The sequence below is a fragment of the Amycolatopsis sp. DG1A-15b genome, from assembly GCF_030285645.1.
In the GTDB taxonomy this organism is placed as follows: Bacteria; Actinomycetota; Actinomycetes; order Mycobacteriales; family Pseudonocardiaceae; genus Amycolatopsis.
Genome location: NZ_CP127296.1, coordinates 2,935,841 through 2,951,988, shown reverse-complemented (window position 1 = coordinate 2,951,988; position 16,148 = coordinate 2,935,841). Strand labels below are relative to the sequence as shown.

Below are 16,148 nucleotides of genomic sequence, written 5' to 3'. Positions count from 1 at the left end.
GGCCCCTGGTGCCGGCGCGAGTAAGCCGTCGCCGAGGTCGATCCGGTGGCAGGCTCGCGCTGTTCCCCTCTCGAAGTTCCGAGGCTTCGCCGCGATCGGCACCGAGAACGCCGATACAGCGCCGATCGCTCTGAAATGTGTCCCCTCCGGGGAGCAAGATGCGGCGGGATACTTCTTCTAATAATAGGATTGACGTCGAACGCCCGTCTGGGCGATGATGGAAGCACGCCAGCAACGAAGGAGTGGTCATGACGAACATGTGGGAGCGAGGGACGCAGCGCCAGTATCCGGCCGCCGCGATCGCTGTCGCGTGCCCGTCGAACGACCACCGGAAGCCCTTCTCTCAGCAGGAACAGGACCTTCTGAGTGGCGTAGGCTCCCCACCATGACGTAGGACTGGTCATGTCAAGGGAGCCGCCCATCGGGAAACCGATCCGGGCGGTTTTCTCTATTTCGCGTACTCGAAAACAATTCTCTCCTATCGGCGAGCTTCGGTAGCGCGGCGGTCTCCAAAACCGTTCGCAGGGGGTTCGACACCCTCCGCCGGTGCTTGACGCTGCCCTATTCCTTTCGGGTGGCGCAGATCTTTGACATCTACACAGCGGAGCAGACATTTCCCCATGCTCGTCATCGCCGCCTCGCACGCGGCCAGGGCGAGCACCGGGTCCGGACGTCCACCGACGGCCGGACCCACCCGGTGGAGACGGGGCAGCGGAGCCCCACCCGGCTGTAAACCGGGCGCCCGAGCGGCACAGGGGGTTCGACTCCCTCCTCCACCACCCACGCCCCCGTAGCTCAGCGGACAGAGCAGCGGCCTCCTAAGCCGACGCGCGCAGGTTCGAGTCCTGCTGGGGGCCCCGCGCTCGCGGCCACCACGGCCGGGCGCGTTCTGCGGTCGTGGTGAACTCGGCGGACACGTCGGTCTTCCAAACCGAAGCAGAGGGTTCGATGCCCTCCGGCCGCTCGCACAACACCGGCAGCAGCGCAATGCCGGTCAAGGCCGATGGGACTGCTGGCTAGGTCACCGCCCTTTCAAGGCGAAGGACCGGGATCGATACCCGGATCGGCTACGCACCAAGAAATTTGCCCCTGTAGCTCAGCTGGACAGAGCGCCGCGCTACGAACGCGGAGGTGCCAGGCTCAAGTCCTGGTAGGGGTACTGGCCGAGGCGCTCAACGAGCACGTCGGCAGGTTCAAGCTCACGTGGCCCAGCGGCAACGGCAACTCCCTGTCCAGGAGTCGATCGCGGGTTCGAGTCCCGTCGTGAGCGCAGGTTCGACAGCCCCAAGCCGGGCCACCGAACACGAACGCCGTGACAAACGCAGCCGCTGCGTCACGGCGATCAACGGGTGCGAGGGGCACTGGCGACCCCACCTGATTTGGGATCAGGAGTCACCGCGTTCGACTCGCGGGTACCCGACCACGATCGCCGCCTGTGAAGGCGGCTTTCCCTGGCGCGTTGGTCCAGTTGGCACGGACACCGGCTTCTCACGCCGAAGACGCGGGTTCGATCCCCGCACGCGCTTCCAGTCTCGCGGCTCTAGCCCAACTGGCAGAGGCACCTGGTCGAGAACCAGCCCAGTCGGGGTTCGACTCCCCGGAGCCGCACGTTCACCACTACCACCACGCCTCTTCAGCTCAGCAGGAGAGAGCACCCGTCTCGTAAACGGGAGGACCGGGTTCGAGTCCCGGAAGAGGCTCGTGGTCGTATCCGGTCGCCGTCGCGGCCGGGTGCGACGACGCCCCTGTAGCCCAACGGCAGAGGCAACGCGCTCAGAACGCGTCCAGTCCAGGTTCAAATCCTGGTAGGGGCACCACATTCCCGGTTGGTGTAATCGGCAGCACGACGGACTTTGGATCCGCCAGCCCAGGTTCGATCCCTGGACCGGGAGCCGACAACACAAACCCCGATGCCCGTTGGTCCAGTTGGCACGGACACCGCGCTCTGATCGCGGAGACCGAGGTTCGAACCCTCGACGGGCAGCAGCGCCTCTGTGGCGGAACTGGCAGACGCACGCGGCTCAAACCCGCGCGCCCGCGTCGGCGGGCATGCAGGTTCGACTCCTGCCGGGGGCACATTTTGGAGGGCTGGCCGAGCCAGGCAAGGCACCGGGTTGCTACCCCGTGGTCCGGGGCCGAGGTCCCGGCGCGCGGTCGAATCGCGCGCCCTCCGCGCACGAGAACGAGGTGGAGCATGGCGGTCTGTGCAGCGCTCTGATGAAGCGACGGATCAGGTTCGACTCCTGGCACCTCGACCACCACGACAACGGGAAACCGTTGCCGTGCAGGGAGGATTGGCCGAGCCCGGAAAGGCAACCGTCTCGAAAACGGTGGTCGGCGTGACGAGCGCCGCGCAGGTTCGAATCCTGCATCCTCCGCCACGCCGCCGCCCGCACTGCGGTGGTGGCCTGGGTCGTTGGCTCAATCGGTCAGAGCCGCCGACTCTTGATCGGCAGGTTCGGGGTTCGACTCCTGCCGGGGGCACCACGTTCATTCCCTCGAGGCGCAACAGGCTGCGCACCCGACTGTTGATCGGGAGGAACCAGGTTCGAGTCCTGGCGGGCGAGCTGCGCCGCGCCCAGCGTCCCTTGTGGAGCCAGGGACAACGCGCAAGTCTGGGGGACGCGCCGGAGCGCAGACGATCCTTGCACGATCGTCGTGGTGGGTTCGACACCCACGTCTTCCACCAGGCCCGGCCCGGGCCCTGCGCGTGTAGCTCAGCGGAAGAGCACCCCGCCGACACCGGGGAGGTTCCCAGGTTCGATCCGTGGCATGCGCACCCACGCCACCGCGGCTCGCGGCGGCGACGTCCTGTAGCTCAGCGGAAGAGCAGCCCGTTCACATCGGGCCGGTCCCAGGTTCAACTCCTGGTGGGACGACTGTGGCCGATACCGAAGGAGACGAGGCCCGGGTGAAGCCGGTGCAGATCCGTTCGGCCATCCCACTTACCCGCCGGGAGCACCCGGCGGCAGCGCGCGCGGTTCGGCAGCCAGCGGGGCCTCATGAGCCCCGCCCACGTGGATCGGCACCATGGCGCGCGACCCCGGCCCGGCGTTCACGCCGGAGCTGTTCGACCCACTTCGCGACGGTTCGTGGCGCGGCCTGCAAAGCCGTGATGAACATCGGGTTCGACTCCCGGGTGGGTCTCCGCCGATGTCCCGCTCCGCTGTGCAGATCCCGACGTGCCGCCCGAGCCAGGCGGCACACGTTCCGCCTCCGCGCGGGCCCTGGACACATGATCAGCGAAGGACGTGGCGATGCACGAGAGGACAATCATCACCAGGACGCTGCGCGTCCCGTGCAGCCCGGCGCCCCAGCTGGTCGAGCACCGGCGCGGTGCCCCGGGCCGGCGTGGCCATCGAATCCGAGCCGGAGCGGCCCAGCTCGTCGAAGCGGCCCCGCAGCCGGCCAAGCGTGCCGGATAGCCCGGTGTCCGCTCCGCCGCCGAGCTGTCGCCGACTCGCTGCCCGGCCTGGCGGCCGACGTTGCGCAGCGCCGAGCTGATCTGCGTCTCGGCCGAGGTGCCGAAGCCGCGCAGCGACGGGGGAGGATCTGGACGTAGGCGGTTCCGGCGGAGTACGGGCACGAGGGGGGCACCCCCTGACGAGCAACAGTCGAACGCGGTCACGGTGACGCTACTGGCTCGCCGCTGTCTCGATGAGCGCTCCCGCGCATGCTCAGCCGAGCCAGCGCGACGACGCGACGCTCTCGTCGCCGGGGCCCTCGCCACCGGTGCCGTTTCGTCGGCTTCATCATCGCCGGTGGCGCCCTCGGCGTCGCCGTCGCCGCCGGGTTAGTTTCAATATGCCGCTCGCCCTACTCCGAACTCCGCCACGGCCCCGCTACAGCGTCGCGGCCGCGGCCCTCACTGTGTGACGCGTTGCTTGGATCACTCGTATGGGTGAACTCCTGTGTAGGGAAGTGCCTGCCGGTATCGTCCTCGCGACGGTGTAGGCAGCGATGGCCGCAAGGGGAGGACCGTTGGCGTTCAGTCTTGACCACGTCGTGCTCGCGCACCTTGACGTGCCCGATGTCGCCACCATCAACGCGCAGCTGAACGAGTTGCTGCAGCCTGGTGGTCAGAGAGTGGAACCGGCTGCCGAATACGAGGCCCGGGACTCGAGTGGCACCATCAGAGTCGCGGTCGATGCGCAACGCAGGTTGACCGACGTCGGCATCCGGCCCGGCTGGGCATCGAAGATTCCGGCCGCTCAACTCGCCGGCGTACTGTTCCAGACCTACGTCGCAGCCATCCAGCGCGCCATGGTCGTCGAACTCGCCAACAGCACGACCGGAGCCACCACTGCAGAACCGGCCACAGCTGATCGCGCAGACAACCTTCCTGCCCTCGACGAATCCCAACCCTACGACGAGTGGATCACCGCGATCCGCGCACGGATGAACGACCTCCACTCGCAGTTGGACCGGATCCATCGTCTCGATGCGAGTCGAATGACTCCGCCGGCCAGTGATGTCCGGAGTCCGCGCGGGTTCTTCGTGCTGCACCTGCGCGGCGGGAGTCCCGCAGGAGTGACCGGATCAGTCAACGTGCTGAGCAACGCCGGCGCGGACCGGCTCCAGCTGGACTTCCTCGAGATGTTCGCGGCAGCCGGCCTGGCCGCACCCGTCACCCCGGCGGCGTCGCACTCCGGTCGGCGACCGCCGCGGGATGACGACGATGACGTCTTCGAGTTCCGGTACGACGACTAGGGGATTGACGAGATGGTCGGTTACAAGGTCATCACCTCGGCGGTGCGTGTCGAGGGCACGAAGTGGCGTGGCTTCGCCGACACCCTGGACAAGGTGAGCCCGGTCGTGAAGAACGCGACACTGGGGCCGACGGCGTTTTTCGTCGGTGATCCGCTGACGTTGGCCACGGAAGCGTTCAACGCTTCGCTGCTGAGCGACACCTATGAATCGCTTCGCTCGTACGTGGAGAAGGCTGTTGAGGGCGGCATTGTCGAGTGCGACCAGGTCGACGATGCGTTGCAGAAGACGGCCGCGATGTATGAGCTGGCGGAGCAAGTCACCGAAATCGATCTGAAGAAGATCTACGGAACGGCAGCCCAGTAGATATGACCACGCCAGCAGGCCCTGAGGCCTACACCGGCCCGCTCGACGACATGTTCGGCACGGTCGAAGACGAGATCCGCAAGGTCATCGACAAGTACAACGCCGCGGTCAACCACATCAACGACTGGAAGTACGTCCTCGGCCCGGCGCTGATCTGGATCTCCGACGCGCTCAAGACGATTCGGGACGGCCTGGACAAGGTCGTGAAGCTCGTGAAGTACGCCGTCGAACACCACATGCCGGTCGTGTCGCTGATCGTGCAGAGCTTCAACTGGCAGGACCACGTCCAGAAAGACGTCTCCGCGATGGTCTCCTCGGTCGAAGCGCCCGCCGACCCCAATCTCGCCTATTGGGAGGGCGCGGCGGCGACCGAGTACCGGAACCGGGCCAAGATCCAGCGCGACGCGGTGGAGGCGATCGGTGGCCAGGGCGGCAAGGCCGACGCGATCAGCAGCTGGCTGATGAGCATCGCCAAACTGAACGTCGAGTTCATGACGGGGCTGGTGCAGATCGTCGCCGACTTTCTCGGCGCTCTGGTCACCGCGTCGCTCGAGACCGCCTCCGTCATCGGCATCCCTTCCGCGGCCAAGGACCTGGCCGGCGCGATCGGGGGTCTGGTCACCGGCGGGATCAACCGGCTCGCCGAGATCGCGACCAGGCTGATGGACACCCTGGCCAGTGTTCGGGATGCCAAGGGACTGATGAACGACCCTCGGCTGCCCGGAGGCCACTGGCCGCAGGCGGTCAACCTGTGATCGGGGAGGTTCAGCCGTGAACGCACCGGCCCCCCAGGGCTTTCCGCAGTATCCCTACGGAGCGCCTCGACCTCCGAAGCGTGGCCTCGCCACCGGCTGGATCATCGCCGTCGTGGCCATCGGCGTGGTCGTCGTAGTCGGTGCCGTCGTGGGGGTGTTCGTGCTGCTCAACCGCGGCAGCAGCTACGACGCGGTCGACGGCAAGTACGGGGCCGCGCCGCTGGCCAGTTGCGACGACGTCGCGGCCCGGGCCGGGAACCTGCCGCCGAAGAGGTCCGACACGCCACTGCAAGGCAGCAAAGGCTGGCTGTGCACGTTCACCGACCCGGCGAACGCGGTGACGGTCCACCTGGACGTGGAAGTGAACAACGCGCAGCGGCAACGCAGCCGATTCGACACGCAGACCTCGTCGGCCGGCTACGTGGTCGACCCGGCAACGCACGTGGGGGAGCGCGCCGCGTGGGGACCCGCCGCCAGTGGCAAGTCGTGCGACCTGATGGTGCTGGACAGCAACGCCACGTTCAAGGCCGGGATCGACGACTGGAACGAAGCCGCCGACGACACCCAGACCTGCAAGGACCGGGTCAAGGCCATCGCGCAAGTGCTCTACGACGTGATGCAGCCACGGTGAGACCAGGCCGCGGTGAGGCATTGTGCGGCGACATCGTCAGTGCAGGAAGGCGGGCGCCGACGGGCGTCCGCATCGTGACCTCACGCGGTTAACCGCGGAGCTGACGGTGTACCCGGACCGGAACATGAGGGGCGGCACGATCCGCAGCCATCAGGTATTCCAGGATCAGCCTGCTCACCACCGACCAGGTCCTGGCCACCGACGACGACGTCCGCATCAGCACCGAACGGCTCAAGCGGCGTCTGAACCAGCTGGGCATCCGTCCCAGCGAAGCCCGCAGCACCGCACTATTCCAGCTCGCCACCGAGATCCCCGCAGCAGTCCTCCGAACCTCAACCCGGAGCATTCATGACATCTCGCAATAGCCCACGCCGTCAGCCCACAGTCCTCCTGATACACGGAGGTCTTTGGGACGACATGGACGCTGACCAGTTCTGGGCGCTGCCTGGAGTCACAGGCGGCATCCGACGAGCAGGCTTCCCGGTGCTGGCTCCCAACCGTCTTCACCGGCCACCAAACTGGCACGCTGAATCCGAGCACCTCGCAGCATTCCTGCCCGAGCAGCCCGTCGCCGTGGTTGCCGGGTCAAACGGGTGCTCAGCAGCCACGCGCCTCGCGCTGGCTTTCCCGACCCGGATCGCACGGCTGCTCCTGGCGTGGCCCGCCACAGCTGGGGACATCACCGTGGACTCCCACACCCGCGCCGGTCTGGCAGCCTCCGGCGCATCGGACCAGAATATCCGCGCCTTGCTGGACGGGCAGACGTTGCGCGGCGTCACCGACAACGAACTGGCCACACTCACCATGCCGGTCAGCGTGCTTCCGTCAGCCCCGGAGAACCCATTCCACCAGCGGCGCACGGTCGATTCCATCCGGCGGCTTCTGCCAGGCAGCGAGGAACTCTACGGCTGCCCGGAGCCACCCCGGCCCGACTTCCCCTCCCACCTGGACAGGCTGCTCGCCTCGATCACCAAGTTCGCTGACCGATAAGCCCCGACCCATTCCGACAGTTCTGATATCCGATGTTGCCATTTGTCGAGGACGAAACCCAAGTCATCCGACGAGTCCGGCGCCACCTGGCCGAGCGCGAACACCGAGCCAAGCAACCACCACCGCAGGTCGCGATCGGCTACGACGTCGACGATCTGGCCGTGCTGTTCGGAGGGCAGCTGCCGTGACACGAACCGAGGTGCTGGACACCCTTCCGGCGCTGCGGCGCCCCAAGCCCTACGTCTGGTCGTCACCAGCATCAAGAGCACCGACTACGTTAAGCATCAGGTCGTACCTTTCCAGCCAGCGTTGCAGCGCCGGCCTTGATCGCAACCGTCAACAGATCACCGGGGAAGGACGCTATTCCCCCGGCCGATCCGCAGATTTCGATCATTGCTCGAACGTTGGCCGGGTCGGCGATACGCCGGTCGGTCACTTCACTACTCAGTAGCATTCCGATGTGAACGAGAACCAGGGCCCGCTGGGCCGCGATGGTGGAGCAGAGTCAGTTCGGCCAGGACGCGTACGTCTGGGCGGTGGGCCCGATCCAGCCTGCGGACAGCCGGGAACATGCCAGGGCTATCGCGGACGAGCTTGCCAAGACCTATCGGCCGCTTTACCCGCGGCGGCTGCGGCGCCGGTCGGTGTTCCGGCATGCGACGACACCCTGTTCGTTCTGCTGGAGGGCCAGAGCAGCAAGTTCCCCCTGCTGGAGGGCCAGACCAGAAGGTTCCACCTGCGGATCACTGTGGTCGAGTTGGTCGCCGATCTCGACGCCGAAGGTCGGCCGTTCGAGGGTTGAACCTGCGGGGCGTCTTGCCGCGCATCTCACTGCACCCCCTTGCTGCACCTCACTGCAGCCGCTGACTTTCCTGATCGGTCGGCCGACGCTGGAGCAGACCCCGCGCAATGCCACGCACTGGTCACGGACATCGATGGCGGAGAAGTCGGGGCTGAGCAGGTCGACGGTCGGGCGGATCTGGCGCGATTTCGGGCTCAAACCTCATCTCGCGGAGACGTTCAAACTGTCCACCGATCCGCTGTTCGTGGACAAGGTGGTGGATGTCGTTGGCCTGTATCACCATCCACCCGAACGGGCGGTGGTGCTCTGCGTTGATGAGAAGAGCCAGATCCAAGCGCTCGATCGTTCCCAGCCGGTGCTCCCGATGATGCCGGGCATGCCGGAGCGGCGCACCCACGACTACCACCGCAACGGCATCACCAGCCTCTTCGCTGCTTTCGATGTCGCCGACGGCACCGTGATCGGTGAACTGCATCGGCAGCACCGGGCTGCCGAGTTCAGGAAATTCCTGATCACGATCGACAAGACGGTGCCGGCCGAGCTGGATGTCCACCTGGTTTGCGACAACTACGGCACTCACAAGACACCCGCGATCAGAGCCTGGTTGGCCAAGCATCCGCGGTTCCACATGCACTTCACTCCAACCGGGTCGTCGTGGATCAACCAGGTCGAACGGTGGTTCGGGTTCCTCACCGACCAGATGATCCGCCGTGGTGTTCACAAGAGTGTTCAGTCACTCGAGAAGGACGTCCGGGCCTGGATAGCCGACTGGAACGCTCATCCTCGTCCGTTCTTGTGGACCAAGAGCGCGGAGGAGATCCTGGACTCGATCGCACGACATTGTCGCCGAATTTCTGACGCAGGACACTAGCGCACTTGAGCGGCTCTTCCACCGCCAGGGTGATGTGGTGAGCCGGCTCGTCGAGCAATGTGCGCACTTCGAACCCGCCGATCGCGGGATCCCGCAACACCCTCGCGCGCGCCTCGGCGTCACTGCCCGGCGCTCGCAGCTGAAGCAGTCCCGGATCGGTGTAGTTCGAGCTCGCGACGATCAGTGCGCTGCGCGCGGTGTCCATGTCATTGCCGGCTTCCTGGCCGCATCAGCCGCTCCTTGCTTGACACCCCGGTCAGCTCCAGCAGGTCTCCGTCGAGCTCGAGCTGGACCCCGCGCTGCTGCGGCCCGGCCGGCCATGGCCGAACCGCAGCCAGAATCGAGCTCGGAATCTGCGATCGGCCGACGGTGACGACCAGGGCCCCCGAGGCCGCGAGGCGGACCTGCCGGGTGGCCTCCGTGAGCTCCTCAGCATCTCCGTCCGGCTCAACAGCAGGCCGAACGCCGCCCAGCAATAATGGTCCCGTCGGCATGGCTCACCGCCTCAACGTCCACATTTGGAGTGCAGTTCACGACTATATCCACAACACGACCGGCGACCACCCCCAATGACTTGCGATTCCGCGACCGGCGGCGGCAGTTGCGGCACGGCCACAGTCGTGTCGCAACTGCCGCCGTCAGCGTCTCGCAGAAATCGGTTGAATCATTCCCGGGTGTCGAGGACGACACGGAACCGCGCGTCGCCTGACATCATCCGCTCGTAGGCCTTGGGCGCCTCGGACAGCGGCATGATCTCATTGCGGCTGCGGATTCCGCGGTCGTGGGCCAGCCGGAGACTGTCCTCGTTCTCGATCGAAGAACCGGTGAGCGCGCCGGTCACCGAGCGGGTGCCGAAGATCAGGTCCGGGGTGCGGACTTCGATCGGGTCGGGGGCCGCGCCGACGACGAGCAGCTGCCCGCGAGTACCGAGCCCGGCCACGAGCGAGGACATCGACGCGCCACTGGACGCCGTCGCGATGATCGCGGCGGCACCGCCGAGCCGCGTCAGCGCCTGACCCGGGTCGATAGCGGTGCTGTCGATGTACTCGTCGGCGCCGAGTTCGACGGCCAGTTCGGCTTTCCCGGTGCCGCGGGCGATCGCGGCGACGCGGTAGCCGAGCGTCTTGGCGTACTGGACGCCGAGGTGGCCGAGACCGCCGATGCCCTGCACGGCCACCAGCGACCCGGGTCGTGCGTCGGCCGTCAGCAGCGCGCGATACACCGTGAGCCCCGCGCACAGCAGCGGTGCGACGTCCAGGGGCTGCGCGCCGACGGGGATCCGGACCAGGCCGGTGGCGCGGGCGTAGGCGACTTCGGCGTAGCCGCCGTCGGTGGTGGTGCCGGTCCAGGGCTGGTCGGTGCAGTTGACGAAGTCGCCGCGGCGGCAGTTTTCGCACTGGCCGCAGTGCCCGTTGAGGTAGCCGACGCCGACGTGGTCACCGGCCGCCCAGGCGGTGACGCCGGGGCCGACGGCGTCGATCACGCCGACGATTTCGTGGCCGGGCACGACGGGCACCGACGTGTCGGCGCGCAGTCCTTCGACGGCGAGGGTGTCGCTGTGGCAGACGCCGCAGGCCTCGACGCGCAGGCGCACTTCGCCCGGCAGTGGCTCGCGGATTTCGCGTTCCACCAAGGCGAACTGCCGTGTTCCGGTCACTTCGAATGCGCGGTAGGCGGACATCATCGGTCTCCCGAGGGGTGGCGGACCTGGCGGTCGAGATCGCGCAGGACGTGCTGGAAGGCTTCGGAGAAGGTCGGGAACGGCTGGACGACGTCGAGCAGCACGTCCAGCGGGACGCGGGCGCGGATGGCCAGGGTGGCCTGCTGGAGCCATTCGCCGGCTTCGGGGCCGGCGGCGTACGCGCCGGTGAGCCGTTCGCCGTCGGAGACGACGGTGAGGAAGCCGGGCCGCGTGTCGTAGGCGCGGGTGTAGGTCGCGGTGCGCGGGACTCCGGAGAGCTGCACCGTCGCGGTGAAAGCGCCGTCCGCGGCGCCGACGGCCGCGGCTTGCGGGTCGGTGAAGACGACCCGCGGGATGGCGTCGTAGTTGACCGTCGTGGGCCGGCCGAGGATGTTCGCGGCCACGACCCGGCCCTGGTACTCGCCGACGTGGGTCAGGTTCCACTGCCCGGTGACGTCGCCGACGGCCCAGAGGCCGTCGCCGGCCGCCATCCGGTCGTCGACCGGGATGCCGTGCGGGTTCGCTTCGACGCCGACGGTGTCAAGGCCGACGTCGTCGACGCGTGGCCGCCGTCCGGTGGCGACGAGCAGCCGTTCGGCGCGCAGCTGGGTGCCGTCGGGCAGGTCGAGCACGTATTCGTCGCCGTCGAGCCGCGCGGCGCCGGCGTGCTGCCCGAGGTGCAGGGCGATACCGTCGGCGCGCAGTGCTTCTCCGACGGCTTCGCCGAGCGCTCGGGGTTCGCGGGGCAGGACGTGGTCGGCGCCGTCGACGAGCGCGACCTCGGCGCCGAGACGCGCGAACGCCTGGGACAGCTCGGCCCCGGTCGGCCCGGCCCCGAGGACCAGGAGGCGGCGCGGGATCTCCTTTGCTCCGGTCGCTTCGCGGTTGGTCCACAGGCCGGGCAGCTCGCGGAGGCCGGGCACGGGCGGGATGACGGGGGAAGAGCCGGTCGCGACGACGACGTGGTCGGCGGTGTAGGTCTTCCCGCCGACGGCGACGGCGTGCGGCCCGGCGAGCCGGCCGTCGCCGCGCAGGATCTCGATTCCCGCTTCGTGGGCCCATTTTTCGGCGCCGGCGTCGTCGTAGGACGAGACCATGAAGTCGCGCCACGCGAGCGCCGCGGCGGCGTCCGTTCGGCCGGTGATCGCCTCGCGGGCACCCGGGACGTCGCGGGCGGCGGCCAGCGCTTCGCCGGGCCGCAGCAGGGTCTTGGACGGGATGCACGCCCAGTAGGAACATTCGCCGCCGAGCAGTTCCCGCTCGACGACGGCGACCCGCAGGCCACCCGCGGCGATCGCGGCCGCGGTGTGTTCGCCCGGTGCGCCACCGCCGAGGACGATGACGTCGAAATCGCGTTGAGCCATGATTCCTCCTTCCGAGGAGCCGGCCTTCAGTTCGAGGATCCGGTGCGCGGGCCGTCCCGCGCACCGCCGGATGGGCTCAGGCGTCCTGGTGCTGCGCCATGTACTGGGCGTACCAGGTGGGCCATTCCTCGTCGTACTGGCCGGTTTCTTTCTCGTGCTCGCCGTGCGCGGCCGCGGCCTCGCGCAGCGCGGCTTCGAGCTTCTGCGTCGAGCCGAACGCCACGCCGGCGACCCGGCCGGGCAGCCGGTCGGTGACCTCCTGCAGCAGCCAGGTGTTGCCGTCCGGGTCGCTGAACGACGCGAACGAGGAGTAGGTGCCGCGGTCGGGGTGCACGCCCGGGGCGAAGGCGCCGGTGTCGTCGCGGTGAAAGACCTCGCTGACGTCGGCGCCGTGCCCGGCGAGCTCGGCCCGGGCGGCCTCGACGTCGTCGACGACGAGGTAGGTGTTGCGCACCGAGCCGGGGGCGGCGTCGGTGATGCCGGTGCCGAAGTGGACGGACGTCGCCGATCCCGGCGGGGTCAGCTGCACGATTCGCGATTCGCCGAAGACGATGTCGGCGTCTTCGCGCCAGCCGAGTGTCTTGTAGAAGTGCTTGGTCCGGTCGACGTCGGCGACCGGCAAGACCACGACTTCGAGCTTCATGTCCATGATCGGACTCCTTCTCTCCAGTGGCGGCGGGATCGGTAAGGGGCTGAGTGCCGCTCGCCACCACAGTCGTCCTTCCGGCGGTCCGTTCGCCCCCGTGAGACACCCTGGTCATCCCCGGGCCCGGGCCCGGGGATCGCGCTAGGGTTCCGGGTGATGTCTGGTCGGGAGCCGGAGCTGGTCGGTCGGGGCGAGGAACTCGCCGCGCTCGACGGCGTGCTCGCTGCCGCACGGGCGGGCCGCAGCCGGGTTCTCCTGCTGCGCGGCGAGGCGGGGATCGGCAAGACCGCTTTGCTGGACCACGTCGCGGCGCGGGCGACCGGCTGCCGGGTGGCGCGGACGGCCGGTGTCGAGTCGGAGCAGGAGTTGCCCTACGCCGGCCTGCAGCGGCTTTGCGTCCCGTTCCTCGGCCGGCTCGAGCACTTGCCCGCGCCGCAGCTGGCCGCGCTCGGCACGGCCTTCGGCTTGACCGCGGGCGACCCGCCGGACCGGTTCCTGGTCGGCCTCGCGGTGCTGACCTTGCTCGGGGAAGTCGCCGAGGACCGCCCCCTGGTGTGCTTGGTCGATGACGCGCAATGGTTGGATCGGGTGTCCGCGCAGGTCGTCGCGTTCGTCGCGCGGCGGCTGCTGGCCGAGCCGATCGCGCTGGTCGTCGCCGTGCGCGAGCCCGCAGAGCAGCTCGATCTGGCCGGGATGCCGGCGCTGGCCGTCCGCGGCCTCGAGGGTGCGGCGGCCGGCGCTCTGCTGGACTCGGTGCTCAAAGGTCCGCTGGACGGCCGGGTGCGCGACCGGATCATCGCCGAAACGCACGGCAACCCGCTCGCGCTGGTGGAGCTGCCCCGGTTCTGGACCGCGGCCGAGCACACCGACGGGCTGTTCCGGCCGGATGGTGATGCGCTGGCCGACCGGCTCGAGCGCTGCTTCCTGCAGCAGCTCGCACCACTGCCGGCCAGCACCAGGAAGCTGCTGCTGGCCGCGGCGGCCGAGCCGCTGGGAGACGCCACGTTGCTCTGGCGTGCGGCCGGTGAGCTCGGCTTGGGCGCGGACCCGGCTACCGCCGCCGAGTCGACCGGGCTGATCGAGTTCGGGCCGCGGATCCGGTTCCGGCATCCGCTGGTGCGCTCGGCTGTCTACCGGTCCGCCTCGGCCGGTGAGCGGCAGGAAGTGCACCGGGCGCTCGCGGCGGTCACCGACCCGGCCCTCGATCCGGATCGGCGGGCGTGGCATCGCGCGCAGGCGAGCGTCGCCCCGGACGAAGACGTCGCGGCCGAGCTGGAGCGGTCGGCCGGTCGTGCTCAGGCGCGCGGGGGGCTCGGCGCCGCGGCGGCGCTGCTGGATCAGGCTGCCACGCTCACCCCCGATCCGGTGCTGCGGGCACGACGGGAGCTCGCGGCCGCCCGGGCGAAACGCGGCGCGGGCGCGCTCGAAGCGGCGTTGGGCTTGCTGGGAGCGGCCGAAGCCGGGCCACCGGACTCCGCGCGGGACGCCGAGGTCGAACGGCTGCGCGGGCAGATCGCGTTCGACCAGCGCAGGGGTGGCGACGCAGCGGAGTTGCTCCTGCGCGCCGCCGGACGGCTCGACGGTGACCGGGCTCGCGAAACGTACCTGGAAGCGCTCGGCGCTGCGGTCTGGGCGGGATCCGGGATCGAAGCCGCGAAGCAGGCGCGTGCGGCCCCTGCGGCCAAAGCCCCACCAACCGTCGTCGACCTCGTGCTCGACGCGCTCGCCACCCGCCTCACCGACGGCTACGCTGCCGCGGCCCCGCTGATGAACAAGGCAATCGACGCCGTCCGGACACTGGACACCGCCGGCGAGAACACCGGACGCCTGCTGTGGCTGCTGGGCAACCGCGCCGGCGGCACTCTGGCGACCGAGGTGCTCGACTACGCCGCCGGGCGTGCGTTCGCCGAGCGTCAGGTCCGGCTGGCGCGCGACAGCGGCGCGCTCGTCCAGCTGCAGTTCGCCCTCAACTTCCTCGCCAACCACGAGCTGCTGGCGGGAAATTTGTCCGCGGCACAGGCACTCGTCGACGAGGACCGCCTGCTCGCCGAGGTCACCGGGGGCCGTCCAGTCGGGTACAGCGCGATCCTGCTCGCCGCCTTGCGCGGCCGGGACGCTTCCGCGGAGATCACGGCCGCTGCCTCGGCCGCGGCCGAGCGGGGCCAGGGTCGGGTCGTGCGGTTCGCCGACTACGCGCAGGCCGTGCTCGCCAACGGTCTCGGCCGCCATGAAGCCGCCCGGGACGCGGCCTACCGGGTGTTCGAGCACGACGCGGTCGGCCACCAGGCCCTGGCGACGGCCGAGCTGGCGGAGGCCGCCTCGCGCACCGGCGACAGCGGCCTCGTCACCGCGGCGCTGGACCGGATGTCCGAACGGGCCACCGCCACCCCGACGGTGTGGAACCGCGCCCTCGAAGCCCGCCTGCGGGCGCTGGCGGGCATCACGCCCGGCGAGTGCTACGCCGAATCGATCGCGCTGCTCGCCGGCACTCCGTTGCGGGTCGAGCTGGCTCGCGCCCACCTGGTGTTCGGCGAGTGGCTCCGGCGCGAGGGACGCCGAGTCGACGCCCGCGAGCACCTGCGCACCGCACACGTCATGACCTCGGAGATGGGCCTGGACGCCTTCGCCGACCGCGCGCGCCGCGAGCTGCTGGCCACCGGCGAGACGGTTCGCAAACGCACCGCCGAGACAGCCACCGAGGAGCTGACCCCGCAGGAGTTCCAGATCGCCCGGCTCGCACGCGAAGGACTGTCCAATCCCGAGATCGGCACGCGGCTCTTCCTCAGCCCGCGCACCGTGGAATGGCACCTGCGCAAGGTTTTCGGCAAGCTCGCGATCAGTTCGCGGCGTCAACTGCGCGACGCTGTCTTCGACGGGGCAGCGGCGCCGCTCGACCTGGTCGATCGGTAAGCCGTTCACGCCGGAAGACCCGGCGATCGGGTGACATCGCTCGCCACCACGAACCGCTACGGTGATCTGGCGCGCCGCGGCGTGGTCAGGTCCGAGACCCGTGGCGACGGGCGCCGGGTACGACCTCTCGTCCAGCCCGGTGCCATCGCGGCGGTGACCCAGCTGGGTCACGAGTGGGGCTGGGCCATCCGGGCCTGGCCGCATGGGCAGCCTGGCCCCTCGGTGGGCGGGTGCCCGTCTGGCCGGTAAGCCCTTCTTGGGCCGGCAGCCGTCGTAGATGGTCCCGGCGTGGTTCGCGTTGCCGAACAGTCGCCGGTGGCAGTGCACGCAGGACGTGTAGCTGCGCTGGCTGTGGACCCGTCGGATCGCGTCCAGCGGGGAAGTCTCGCCGGCCCCGTTGTTCTGGAGCTGGCAGGATGTGGTGC

At 69.1% G+C, this 16,148-nt stretch carries 11 protein-coding genes, 21 tRNA genes and 1 pseudogene; 30 read left to right on the top strand and 3 right to left on the bottom strand.

The features are described from left to right. The first annotated feature begins 480 nt into the window (after positions 1-480). The 29 genes and pseudogenes from QRY02_RS13545 to QRY02_RS13405 all read left to right on the top strand — a co-directional run. A tRNA-Trp gene (locus QRY02_RS13545) sits at positions 481-549 on the top strand. 147 nt (positions 550-696) lie between these two features. Continuing rightward, a tRNA-Tyr gene (locus QRY02_RS13540) sits at positions 697-779 on the top strand. A 5-nt stretch (positions 780-784) separates the two neighbouring features. Further along, positions 785-857: transfer RNA gene (locus tag QRY02_RS13535), tRNA-Arg, on the top strand. A 34-nt stretch (positions 858-891) separates the two neighbouring features. Next, a tRNA-Gly gene (locus QRY02_RS13530) sits at positions 892-964 on the top strand. Between the two features lie 34 nt (positions 965-998). Continuing rightward, positions 999-1,070: transfer RNA gene (locus QRY02_RS13525), tRNA-Glu, on the top strand. Positions 1,071-1,085: 15 nt separating this feature from the next. Next, positions 1,086-1,159, top strand: a tRNA-Arg gene (locus QRY02_RS13520). Positions 1,160-1,197: 38 nt separating this feature from the next. Next, positions 1,198-1,270: transfer RNA gene (locus QRY02_RS13515), tRNA-Asp, on the top strand. Positions 1,271-1,346: 76 nt separating this feature from the next. Continuing rightward, positions 1,347-1,423, top strand: a tRNA-Pro gene (locus QRY02_RS13510). A gap of 30 nt (positions 1,424-1,453) precedes the next feature. Continuing rightward, positions 1,454-1,529 (top strand) — tRNA-Glu (locus tag QRY02_RS13505). Between the two features lie 5 nt (positions 1,530-1,534). Then, positions 1,535-1,608: transfer RNA gene (locus QRY02_RS13500), tRNA-Leu, on the top strand. A 19-nt stretch (positions 1,609-1,627) separates the two neighbouring features. Then, positions 1,628-1,700: transfer RNA gene (locus QRY02_RS13495), tRNA-Thr, on the top strand. A gap of 41 nt (positions 1,701-1,741) precedes the next feature. Then, positions 1,742-1,817: transfer RNA gene (locus tag QRY02_RS13490), tRNA-Leu, on the top strand. 3 nt (positions 1,818-1,820) lie between these two features. Further along, positions 1,821-1,892: transfer RNA gene (locus QRY02_RS13485), tRNA-Gln, on the top strand. Positions 1,893-1,911: 19 nt separating this feature from the next. Beyond that, positions 1,912-1,984: transfer RNA gene (locus QRY02_RS13480), tRNA-Gln, on the top strand. Positions 1,985-1,988: 4 nt separating this feature from the next. Next, positions 1,989-2,076: transfer RNA gene (locus QRY02_RS13475), tRNA-Leu, on the top strand. Between the two features lie 6 nt (positions 2,077-2,082). Continuing rightward, positions 2,083-2,173 (top strand) — tRNA-Ser (locus QRY02_RS13470). Positions 2,174-2,183: 10 nt separating this feature from the next. Continuing rightward, positions 2,184-2,258 (top strand) — tRNA-Ile (locus tag QRY02_RS13465). A gap of 30 nt (positions 2,259-2,288) precedes the next feature. Next, positions 2,289-2,381, top strand: a tRNA-Ser gene (locus tag QRY02_RS13460). Positions 2,382-2,498: 117 nt separating this feature from the next. Further along, positions 2,499-2,567, top strand: a tRNA-Asn gene (locus tag QRY02_RS13455). 139 nt (positions 2,568-2,706) lie between these two features. After that, a tRNA-Val gene (locus QRY02_RS13450) sits at positions 2,707-2,779 on the top strand. 28 nt (positions 2,780-2,807) lie between these two features. Next, positions 2,808-2,879: transfer RNA gene (locus QRY02_RS13445), tRNA-Val, on the top strand. Between the two features lie 378 nt (positions 2,880-3,257). Continuing rightward, positions 3,258-3,425: a hypothetical protein gene (locus QRY02_RS13440; RefSeq protein ID WP_285991870.1), complete on the top strand. Its 168-nt coding sequence runs from the start codon at positions 3,258-3,260 to the stop codon at positions 3,423-3,425. Between the two features lie 556 nt (positions 3,426-3,981). Continuing rightward, positions 3,982-4,710, top strand: coding sequence for a hypothetical protein (locus QRY02_RS13435; RefSeq protein WP_285991869.1), 729 nt, complete (start codon positions 3,982-3,984; stop codon positions 4,708-4,710). A gap of 12 nt (positions 4,711-4,722) precedes the next feature. Further along, a complete protein-coding gene (locus tag QRY02_RS13430; RefSeq protein ID WP_285991868.1) occupies positions 4,723-5,073 on the top strand; it encodes a hypothetical protein in 351 nt (116 codons plus the stop codon). A gap of 2 nt (positions 5,074-5,075) precedes the next feature. Continuing rightward, positions 5,076-5,828 (top strand): hypothetical protein, encoded by a 753-nt coding sequence (locus QRY02_RS13425; RefSeq protein WP_285991867.1) that lies wholly within the window; start codon positions 5,076-5,078, stop codon positions 5,826-5,828. A 16-nt stretch (positions 5,829-5,844) separates the two neighbouring features. Then, entirely contained in the window at positions 5,845-6,459 is a 615-nt protein-coding gene (locus QRY02_RS13420) for a hypothetical protein (RefSeq protein WP_285991866.1), read from the top strand. Between the two features lie 417 nt (positions 6,460-6,876). Beyond that, the gene (locus QRY02_RS13415) at positions 6,877-7,449 is read left to right on the top strand and encodes an alpha/beta fold hydrolase (RefSeq protein ID WP_285991865.1); all 573 of its coding nucleotides are present in this window, start codon (positions 6,877-6,879) and stop codon (positions 7,447-7,449) included. 32 nt (positions 7,450-7,481) lie between these two features. Next, on the top strand, positions 7,482-7,637 hold the full coding sequence (locus QRY02_RS13410) for a hypothetical protein (RefSeq protein ID WP_285991864.1): 156 nt from the start codon (positions 7,482-7,484) through the stop codon (positions 7,635-7,637). Positions 7,638-8,336: 699 nt separating this feature from the next. Next, positions 8,337-9,122 (top strand): annotated as a pseudogene (locus QRY02_RS13405) (IS630 family transposase); the annotation flags it as partial. Positions 9,123-9,786: 664 nt separating this feature from the next. On the opposite strand, the gene QRY02_RS13400 reads toward QRY02_RS13405, so the two are convergent. From QRY02_RS13400 to QRY02_RS13390, 3 genes are all read right to left on the bottom strand, one after another. Further along, positions 9,787-10,803, bottom strand: a complete 1,017-nt coding sequence (locus QRY02_RS13400; RefSeq protein WP_285991863.1) for an alcohol dehydrogenase catalytic domain-containing protein — start codon at positions 10,801-10,803, stop codon at positions 9,787-9,789. Beyond that, complete coding sequence (locus tag QRY02_RS13395; protein ID WP_285991862.1) at positions 10,803-12,167, bottom strand: dihydrolipoyl dehydrogenase family protein; 1,365 nt, start codon at positions 12,165-12,167, stop codon at positions 10,803-10,805. Before QRY02_RS13395 ends, QRY02_RS13400 begins: the two co-directional genes overlap by 1 nt. Positions 12,168-12,243: 76 nt before the next feature. Then, entirely contained in the window at positions 12,244-12,816 is a 573-nt protein-coding gene (locus QRY02_RS13390) for a VOC family protein (protein ID WP_285991861.1), read from the bottom strand. Positions 12,817-12,969: 153 nt separating this feature from the next. Here QRY02_RS13390 and QRY02_RS13385 point away from each other — a divergent pair, with 153 nt between their 5' ends. Beyond that, positions 12,970-15,723, top strand: a complete 2,754-nt coding sequence (locus QRY02_RS13385; RefSeq protein ID WP_285991860.1) for an AAA family ATPase — start codon at positions 12,970-12,972, stop codon at positions 15,721-15,723. Positions 15,724-16,148 lie beyond the last annotated feature (425 nt).

What these genes read in the sequence shown, in the direction of transcription:
- QRY02_RS13425 (WP_285991867.1), top strand. Translation starts at nt 5,076, where the DNA reads ATGACCACGCCAGCAGGCCCTGAGGCCTACACCGGCCCGCTCGACGAC.
- QRY02_RS13430 (WP_285991868.1), top strand. Translation starts at nt 4,723, where the DNA reads ATGGTCGGTTACAAGGTCATCACCTCGGCGGTGCGTGTCGAGGGCACG.
- QRY02_RS13390 (WP_285991861.1), bottom strand. Translation starts at nt 12,816, where the DNA reads ATGGACATGAAGCTCGAAGTCGTGGTCTTGCCGGTCGCCGACGTCGAC.
- QRY02_RS13385 (WP_285991860.1), top strand. Translation starts at nt 12,970, where the DNA reads ATGTCTGGTCGGGAGCCGGAGCTGGTCGGTCGGGGCGAGGAACTCGCC.
- QRY02_RS13415 (WP_285991865.1), top strand. Translation starts at nt 6,877, where the DNA reads ATGGACGCTGACCAGTTCTGGGCGCTGCCTGGAGTCACAGGCGGCATC.
- QRY02_RS13410 (WP_285991864.1), top strand. Translation starts at nt 7,482, where the DNA reads ATGTTGCCATTTGTCGAGGACGAAACCCAAGTCATCCGACGAGTCCGG.
- QRY02_RS13440 (WP_285991870.1), top strand. Translation starts at nt 3,258, where the DNA reads ATGCACGAGAGGACAATCATCACCAGGACGCTGCGCGTCCCGTGCAGC.
- QRY02_RS13400 (WP_285991863.1), bottom strand. Translation starts at nt 10,803, where the DNA reads ATGTCCGCCTACCGCGCATTCGAAGTGACCGGAACACGGCAGTTCGCC.
- QRY02_RS13395 (WP_285991862.1), bottom strand. Translation starts at nt 12,167, where the DNA reads ATGGCTCAACGCGATTTCGACGTCATCGTCCTCGGCGGTGGCGCACCG.